Source organism: Ruminococcus sp. AF37-20 (assembly GCF_003460465.1).
Classification (GTDB): domain Bacteria; phylum Bacillota; class Clostridia; order Oscillospirales; family Ruminococcaceae; genus Hominimerdicola; species Hominimerdicola aceti.
Genome location: NZ_QTVE01000010.1, coordinates 109974 through 119201, shown reverse-complemented (window position 1 = coordinate 119201; position 9228 = coordinate 109974). Strand labels below are relative to the sequence as shown.

The 9228-nt window shown below is 38.3% G+C and carries 6 protein-coding genes; 1 reads left to right on the top strand and 5 read right to left on the bottom strand.

The window, feature by feature from the left end; genetic code table 11:
• Positions 1–65: 65 nt before the first annotated feature.
• Positions 66–1046 (bottom strand): protein translocase subunit SecF, encoded by a 981-nt coding sequence (secF, locus tag DW015_RS08385; protein WP_117905310.1) that lies wholly within the window; start codon positions 1044–1046, stop codon positions 66–68.
• The gene (locus DW015_RS08380; protein ID WP_117905309.1) at positions 1039–2421 is read right to left on the bottom strand and encodes a SecD/SecF family protein translocase subunit; all 1383 of its coding nucleotides are present in this window, start codon (positions 2419–2421) and stop codon (positions 1039–1041) included. The genes secF and DW015_RS08380 overlap by 8 nt, the downstream gene beginning before the upstream one ends.
• A 315-nt stretch (positions 2422–2736) precedes the next feature.
• Here DW015_RS08380 and serS point away from each other — a divergent pair, with 315 nt between their 5' ends.
• Positions 2737–4020: a serine--tRNA ligase gene (gene serS, locus DW015_RS08375; RefSeq protein ID WP_117905308.1), complete on the top strand. Its 1284-nt coding sequence runs from the start codon at positions 2737–2739 to the stop codon at positions 4018–4020.
• 36 nt (positions 4021–4056) lie between these two features.
• Here serS and DW015_RS08370 read toward each other — a convergent pair whose 3' ends face one another.
• From DW015_RS08370 to DW015_RS08360, 3 genes are read right to left on the bottom strand one after another with little or no spacing between them, the layout of a single operon-like run.
• Entirely contained in the window at positions 4057–5934 is a 1878-nt protein-coding gene (locus DW015_RS08370; RefSeq protein ID WP_117905307.1) for a metallophosphoesterase, read from the bottom strand.
• Positions 5935–5937: 3 nt separating this feature from the next.
• A complete protein-coding gene (gene gyrA / locus DW015_RS08365; protein ID WP_117905306.1) occupies positions 5938–8484 on the bottom strand; it encodes a DNA gyrase subunit A in 2547 nt (848 codons plus the stop codon).
• 46 nt (positions 8485–8530) lie between these two features.
• Positions 8531–9220, bottom strand: a complete 690-nt coding sequence (locus DW015_RS08360) for a YcxB family protein (RefSeq protein WP_117905305.1) — start codon at positions 9218–9220, stop codon at positions 8531–8533.
• Positions 9221–9228: the final 8 nt, after the last annotated feature.

The window sequence follows — 9228 nt, the reverse complement described above, 5'->3', positions numbered from 1 at the left end:
ATATTTTTGTTTTTTGCGCTGTCTACTTGACAGGGGGCGGGTCATAACATACCGTCCATAAAATTTTATCTTCTTGAAGTCTTTTTCTTTGTGCTGCCTGTTTTTGAACCTGAATGTGACTTCTTTGCCTGATGTTTTTTCCAATGTACCCACAGTGTAGGTGCGATACAGTTAGAAGAATAAACACCTGATATCATACCGATGATAAGTGGGAAAGCAAAGCTCAGGATAGATGTTACTCCGCAGATTATGCAGACGATACAAACTGTAGCCATAGCAAGAACTGTTGTAACAGTTGTATGGATAGAACGTCCCATTGTCTGTGTAATAGAGAGGTTTACAAGATCCTCAAGCTCCATTTTGTTGCCAAGGAGATTTTCATTCTCTCTGATTCTATCGTAAATGATGATAGTTGCGTTGATAGAATATCCAAGGATAGTCAGCAGAACTGCCATAAAGTTTGCGTTGATGTCAAATCTGCATATTACAAAGCAGCCATAGACCATGCACATATCGTGTGCAAGGGCAACTACTGAGAACACACCTGCTGATATACCGCCTATCTTCTTAAATCTGAAGCCGATATAGATGATAGTGATGACCATTGCCAGTGCGCATGCAGCAAGGCACTTGAAGAAGAAGTTCATACCGCTTGAAGCTGCAACGTCGTTTGACTCGTAAACTTCTATGTTATTATCAGGAAAATCCTTTTCAAGAGCTGTTTTCAGGGTATTCTGCTTATCATCGCTTATACCCTTTGTTGATGAGAATTTTATTTCTACTGTCTTGCCTGCGTTTCCTGTGTTTTCACCAAGAGTTACTGTACATTTATCTCCGATACTGTCAGAAACGGTATTTGAAACGTCAGCTGTTTTTATATCACCCTCATATGTATAAGTCAAGACTGTACCGCCTTTGAACTCGATAGCCACGTTAAGGCCTATAACGAATGTAAGAATGATAAAAATTGCGATAAGTGCGCATGATATGGAATAAAATATTTTGCTGTGACCCACAACATTCAGGGTCTTTCTTTCTTTACTCATTTATTTCAGCACCTCCGTAAAGCTTGCGTTTCTTAAAGCACTTGAACTTTGAGAGGGACGAAAGCATAAGTCTTGAACAGAAAATACCGAATACAAAGTTCAGGAGGATACCTACAAGGAGAGTATATCCAAGTGAATAGATAGTACCTGCTGTGCTTGCGCCGAATACTGAGAATACAGGGCTGAGAAGTGTTCCGAAAACGCTGTCTGTAGGTCCGAAGGCACCCATAAGGATTATTGCAACGAATACTACTGTGATGTTTCCGTCAAACACTGCGCTCCATGCTCTCTTGTAGCCAAGCTCGATAGCACCATTGAGTGTTTTGCCGTTGTTAAGTTCTTCCTTTATTCTCTCGGCTGTGATAACGTTAGCGTCAACGCCCATACCGATAGAAAGGATAATACCTGCGATACCAGGGATAGTCAGCGTAAAGCTGTCGATATTTCCAAAGAAACCTGTGATGCAGGCGATAGAACCTATTACCTGACCTATAAGTGCGATAGACGCAACAAAGCCGGGCAGCTTATAGATAACGATGATATATGCGGCGATAACGATAAATGCGATAAGTCCTGCGATGACCATTGCGTTCTTTGCACCCTCGCCAAGTGTAGGTGAGATGATGTTCGTGCTTGTTGTTTTAAGGTCGAATGGGATAGAACCTGCATTTATCTTATCTGAAAGAGCCTTTGCAGAATCATATGTGAAGCTTCCCTCGATAACGCACTCGCCGTCAGTGATAGCTGAATTTACGCTTGGGGCAGAAATGCACTTATCGTCCATCCAGATAGAGATAGAGCCTTTTCCGGCAAGCTCAGTTGTAGCGTCAGCAAAAGCTTTTTTACCGCTGTCGTTAAGAGTCAGGCTTACAACATACTTGATATTTCCTGTAGTTTCGTCCTGAGTTTGTCTTACCTCAGCCTTTTTAACGTCATTTCCTGTAAGCACCTGCTCGCCTTTTTCTTCTTTACCCTTTCTGAATACAAGCTTTGCAGTTTCGCCAAGCTCAGAAACGGCAGCCTCAGGGTCAAAGCTTTCTTCGTTAGCCTGCCATGGGAATGAAACCATTACCTTATTTTTCTTATAGTCTACATAGACCTCGCTGTCTGTGATATTAAGGCTTACAAGTCTTTGCTCGATAACAGCCTTTGCAGCGTCCATTTCTTCCTTTGTAGCGTCGTAATTATCGGCAGGTTCAAACGTAGCATTTACGCCGCCCTGAATATCGATACCCCAGCGGATATCTTCAACGCCCTTGATATAGCTTGTTTTTATATCTCCGTACTGAGTATGTATTCCTGCATAAGTGAGATATCCAAATGCAATTATACACAAAAGCACGATAAAAAACACGGGTTTTTTAACTTTTCGCACCTTTAATCCTCCTGATAAATTTATTAAGCCCAGAGGCTTTTCTGCCGTCATGGCACAATACGCCCATAACGAACACATTCACCTTATAATTATAAAACGTTTGATACAAAATGTCAATAGTTTTTATGAAATTCGCACTGTTACTTATATCATGATAGTATTTCATCTATGAAATAAGTTCTCTCAAAACCTGTTTCAAAAGCCTGTTTTAAAGGGGCTTTGTCTTGACAAAATCTCCTTTTAGTGATATTATTAAAAGGATAAATATTGCGACGTAAGGAAATTTTTTTGCGTCAGCTAAAAGGAGTATGTAAAATGATAGATATTAAGCTTATCCGTACAAATCCTGAGCTTGTCAAGGAAAACATCAAAAAGAAGTTTCAAGACGAAAAGCTCGTTCTTGTTGACGAGGTAGCTCAGTTTGACGAAGAATACAGAGCAGCCAAAACAAAGGCTGACGAGCTGAGAAATAAAAGAAAGGTAATGAGCAAGCAGATAGGCGGTCTTATGGCTAAGGGTCAGAAGGACGAAGCTGAGAAAGTAAAGGCTGAGGTTTCCGCTATCGGTGCTGAGCTTGACGCTATGGCTGAAAAGGAAAAAGAGCTTGAAGCTAAGATACGTGAGAGAATGCTCGTTATCCCTAACATAATCGACCCAAGCGTTCCTATAGGCAAGGACGACAGCGAGAACGTAGAGATTGAAAAATTCGGAGAGCCTGTTGTTCCTGATTATGAGATTCCATATCACGTTGACATTATGGAAAGCTTTAACGGCATTGATCTTGACAGTGCAAGAAGAACATCAGGAAACGGCTTCTATTATCTTATGGGCGACATTGCAAGACTTCATTCTGCAATTCTTTCATATGCCAGAGATTTCATGATAGACAGAGGTTTCACATATTTCATTCCTCCTTACATGATACGTTCAGACGTTGTTACAGGCGTTATGAGCTTTTCTGAAATGGAAGGCATGATGTACAAGATAGAGGGCGAGGATCTTTATCTCATCGGTACTTCTGAGCATTCAATGATAGGCAGATTTATCGACACTATCATTCCGGAGGGCGAGCTTCCAAAGACTCTCACAAGCTATTCACCATGCTTCAGAAAAGAAGTTGGCGCACACGGCATCGAAGAGAGAGGCGTTTACAGAATACACCAGTTTGAAAAGCAGGAAATGATAGTTGTCTGCAAGCCGGAAGACAGCATGGCATGGTATGACAAGCTATGGCAGAATTCTGTTGATTTCTTCCGTTCACTCGATATTCCTGTAAGAACACTTGAGTGCTGCTCAGGCGACCTTGCAGACCTCAAGGTAAAGAGCTGTGACGTTGAGGCATGGAGTCCAAGACAGAAGAAGTATTTTGAAGTGGGTTCTTGCTCAAATCTTGGCGACGCACAGGCAAGACGTCTTGGCATAAGAATAAAGGCAGAGGACGGCACAAAGTATTTTGCTCACACTCTTAACAACACAGTTGTTGCACCTCCAAGAATGCTTATCGCATTCCTCGAAAACAATCTCAATGCTGACGGAACAGTTAATATTCCTGAGCCACTGAGAATGTACATGGGCGGCAAAGACAAGATAACAAAGTAATTTTGATATGCAAAAAGGTGAACGGTCATGTGCCGCTCACCTTTTTTGTATGCTTATTATATCTTCGTTCCAATCTCTAAGGATATTTGAATCAAATAATCTTTGTATTTGTCTCATATAATTTGAAATTGAATATACACTATTTTTTATATCTATTTTTATAAGTTCACCTACTTCTTGTGAAATTTCTTGGCTTGTTTTACTTATTATTGCATTATTATTTTTAAGTTCTAACATTTTTTTCTTTTCAATATTTAATATATATCCATTATTCATATAGGTTATTAAATTTTCTAAATTATCAAATATCTTTACAAACCCCATGGTTGGTGAATTATAAAATGTCACCTTTTGATCAAGTGGATTTATCATAATATGATTGCAAAAATCTAAATCTACAATACAACCATGTACATCTCCACAATAACCTAAGGATTTTACTTCACTCGCCATTTGATTTATATATTTCCAATAAGGTGCAAATAGTTCTATATATTTATTTACCATTTTATCGAACATTTTATCAAAATGTTCGATATCACTACAATTACTAATCGTTTTTATTTTTCCACCAATACAAATTTTAGTGTTTACATGGCTTATGAGGAAAAATACATATTTACCTTTGTGTTTTATCATATAAAACTTTTCCCCATAGTTTTTTATTTGATTTTCTATGAGTCTTGTTCCTTGAATACGCTCTTTTGAATAATTATAAAATTTTGCATAATCTTCAGTGGTTATAACATGATAGCCGTCTTTATAGTCGAAAAATGGATTGCTAGCTACACCTAAATTTACTGATTTCATTTTAAAATAATTATTATAGTATCCTATTTGATTATCTGCATAAATATTCTTTTGCAATAAATTTTGATTTTGATGAGTGTGTCCTGTAAAATAAGAACAATGCAAATCAGTCACATAATTTTGCGACCAATCTCTTACTGGATAATGACTTACTACTATTAATTTTTTCTTTTGATTTATAGCATTATATAATCTATTTTTATACTCCTTAAAAAACAAATCTGATTCTTTTATTTCTTCTTTTCTCGAAAATAATCTGGGTCCACACAAACTATCTGCATTATATCTTTCATTATACTTAGCAAAACCTATACCACCAAAAATAATATAATCATCATTTTCATAAGAATTATTATGCAAAAGCTTAATTCCAAGTGAATCATAAAGAGATTTATAATAATTATACGCTTGACTTAAAGTATCAAAGTTTGAGATTTCATGATTTCCTAACGTTACAAATATAGGAAGTTTTGTTTTAATAAAAGTGAATTTTTCTCTTTTTTCAACATATGGAATAATATAATTATTTAAAAGCCTTATTTCATAATCACATTTCGTAATTTTTTCTATAATATTTATAACATATTCAGGCAATTTCATTTTTTTGATACTTTTATCAAGATCAGAAATGTCTAATGACAGAAGTTTTTCACTTAGATTTTTCTTTTTATATAATTTTCCAATCTTATTTAATCTATCTATTTGCTGATCTCGAATTTTTTCATATGCTTTTACTTCTTCATCAGGTAATATCTTAGATTGATTTACTTTATATCTTTTATAAAGTACATAATTCCACCTAAGGATAAACTGATTAAAAAATAATGACACAAATTCTGCATTATCAGCGATATCTCCATTAAATAAAACAACTAAATTATTCATTGATAAATCTGATTTAAAATCATCACTAAATAAATCTTTAACTATTTTATTTATTTGCTTTTGAATGGATATCTCATAGTTAAAATGATGTTCTAAATGCATATCAGATATATAATATACCTTTAGTTTTTTTTCATCACTAAATGGTTTGTCTTCTTTAAATAAAGATAATCCATTCTCGACTTCGCTAATGTCAAAAATTTGTGTCATATTATTCATTCTTTATTCTTCCGTGTTCTCAGAATCCTCATTCTCAACGCTTTCGGTATTCTCTTCAATGACCTCAGCATTTTCCTCAGCCTGAGCCTCTGCTATCTCCTCGGCAGTAGCCTTTTCTACCTCTGCCGTTTCAACATCATCGTCATGCTCAGTTCTTGTGAATGAAACCACTCTGCCGTCCTCGCCGACTCTCATAAGTCTTACGCCACGGGAGTATCTGCTCATCATGCTGATATCGCAGGCTCTTATTCTGATAACAATGCCGTCTGTGGATATCATGATAATATCATCTTCATCATCAACGACCTTTATTCCGCATACTCCGCCACTCTTATAGTTCATAAGACCGTAGCCGCCTCTGTTCTGTACCTTATAAGACTCCAGCGGAACACGTCTGCCAAGACCGTTTTCAGCAACAGTGAGAACGCTTGCACCCTCTCTTACTCTTGCCATTGATACAACATAGTCGCTGCCCCTGAGTTTTATAGCCTTTACGCCGTGAGCAACTCTTGACATCTCTCTTATGTCAGTTTCTCTTATCCTGATAGCATAACCATTATGCGTTGCAACGATAACCTCATTGTCACCAAAGGTCATTCTTACTCCTGCGATCTCGTCGCCCTCATCAAGACCAATAGCGATAAGACCGTTCTTTCTTACATTTCTGTAGGAAGTCAGCGGAGTTCTCTTTATCTTGCCGTTCTTTGTTACCATGACGATATACTTGCCCTCGTCAAAGTCGGCAGTTTTTATCATTGCGGCTATCTTCTCGCCCTCACCCAGTTCAAGAAGATTTACTATATTCGTGCCTCTTGAAGCCTTTGAGCCTTCCGGAAGCTCATAGCATTTGAGCTTATACATTATGCCCTTATTGGAGATAAAGAGTATATTATCATGTGAAGAACAGGTCTGAAGCTCGTCGATATAATCGTCCTCACGCTGTTTCATACCCGTTACGCCACGTCCGCCACGCTTCTGAGCCTTATACTCTGAAACAGGCATTCTCTTTATATATCCTGCATTTGTATAGGTAACAACGCTTTCCTCAACAGGGATAAGATCTTCGATATCAACTTCACCGCTGACATTTTCTATCTGAGTTCTTCTCTCGTCACCGAACTTATCCTGAATAGCCTCGACCTCTTCAATGATTATATCAAGTATTCTCTGATGATTTGCAAGGATATCTTCAAGGTCAGCTATCTTGACTTCGATCTCAGCCAACTCGTCGATTATCTTCTGTCTTTCCATACCGGTCAGACGTCCGAGGGTCATATTTGCAATATGGTCAGCCTGAATATCTGTAAGACCAAAACGCTGATTAAGTCTTTGCTTAGCCTCTGGGATATTCTTAGAAGTTTTCATTATCTCGATAACTTCGTCGATATTGTCAAGTGCGATAACAAGACCCTTTAAGATATGCTCTCTTTCCTTAGCCTTGTTAAGATCAAACTTAGTTCTTCTTGTGATAACATCGACCTGAAAGTCTATATACTGCTCAAGCATTTCCTTGAGGGTCAGCACCTTAGGGATACCGTTCACAAGAGCGAGCATTATAACACCCACAGTATCCTGAAGCTGTGTATAGCTGAACAGCTTGTTGAGAACTACCTGAGGATTAGCGTCCTTTTTCAGCTCGATAACGATCCTCATTCCGTCCTTGCCGGATTCATCGTTTATATAATGTATTCCGTCGATACGCTTTTCCTTAACAAGATCAGCGATAGACTCAACAAGTCTTGCCTTGTTTACCATGTAAGGTATCTCAGTGACAATAATGCAGTTTCTGCCCTTTATCTCCTCGATAGAGGTCTTTGAACGCAGTGTTATCTTTCCTCGACCTGTACCGTAAGCCGCTCTGATACCGGACCTGCCCATGATGATACCGCCTGTAGGGAAGTCAGGACCCTTTATGCTCTGCATAAGCTCATCAAGTGTGCAGTCAGGATTTTTCATGACAGTTTTCATTCCCTCGATAACTTCATGGAGGTTATGAGGAGGGATATTCGTTGCCATGCCCACAGCGATACCTACTGAGCCGTTACAAAGAAGATTTGGAAATCTTGACGGCAGCACAACAGGCTCTTTCAGTCTGTCATCATAGTTTGACTGAAAATCAACAGTTGTTTTGTTTATATCTGTCAGCATATTTACTGACATCTTAGCCATTTTAGCCTCAGTATAACGGTAGGCAGCCGGAGGGTCGCCGTCAACAGAACCGAAGTTTCCGTGACCGTCAACAAGAGGATATCTCATTGAGAACTTCTGAGCAAGTCTTACAAGTGCGTCATAAACTGATGCGTCACCGTGTGGGTGATATTTACCAAGCACAGAACCTACTGTGTCAGCACATTTTCTGTAAGCTTGATCAGGTGTAAGACCATTTTCATACATGGTATATAAAATTCTTCTGTGAACAGGTTTAAGTCCGTCCCTTACATCAGGTAAGGCTCTGGATACAATTACCGCCATTGAATATTGAATGAAAGATTCTTTCATTATCGCTTCAACATCAGTGTCAATAACGTTATAATCGCTCACTTTATCCACTCCTTTTTAACCTTTCGGTTTACTTTGAAAAGAACATATCCTGTTCTTATTTATTATCTATCATTTCATAATCGCTATCAAGCAGCTCTGAAAAAGTTTTTCTCAGGGTTTCCTGCTGCTGCTCGTTCATAACTCTTTTTGCAAGCACATAAATAGTTTCTTTTTTGAGTATTATAATAAACATCTCGTCATTTTCCAAAACGTTCAGTGAGATATCCTCAAAACCAACTATCCTCGGTGGAACAGGAGTAAAGTCCTCCTCCTGCTTTTCCTCCTCTGTCGGCAGCGTTTCTATTTTGAAGCTGTCATCATAGAGGGTGAAAACATACTTGTCGTCCTCAAGAGGTTTAAGTGCCTGCATAAGATATTTTCTTATTCTTCTGGTGTTATACCATGTGAGAACGATTATTGCAAGGCATATGAACGCCAGCACCCAGTTAAGATATCCCGAAGGGTTTCTCACTATGGACACTATAAAAAGTGCTGCAACAACGCCGAAAGCCGCTGTTATCTTCCAGTTATGCGCATAAACGAATTTCTTCTGAAAGGCTAAAAAAGCTCTTTCCTCTTCCTCGTTTTTCACATCATACTCAAAGCTCAAAACAGGCTCTTTTTCAGGCTGTGCTTCTTCTGCCTCGTCAGCATTATCAACAGCTTTCTCAGCCGTTTCAACAGCTTCCTCTGTTTTTACCTCTTCAAGCTCTGTTTCCTGATTTTTATTTTCGTTGTTATCCAAAGCAGTAT

What these genes read in the sequence shown, in the direction of transcription:
- serS (WP_117905308.1), top strand. Translation starts at nt 2,737, where the DNA reads ATGATAGATATTAAGCTTATCCGTACAAATCCTGAGCTTGTCAAGGAA.
- DW015_RS08370 (WP_117905307.1), bottom strand. Translation starts at nt 5,934, where the DNA reads ATGAATAATATGACACAAATTTTTGACATTAGCGAAGTCGAGAATGGA.
- secF (WP_117905310.1), bottom strand. Translation starts at nt 1,046, where the DNA reads ATGAGTAAAGAAAGAAAGACCCTGAATGTTGTGGGTCACAGCAAAATA.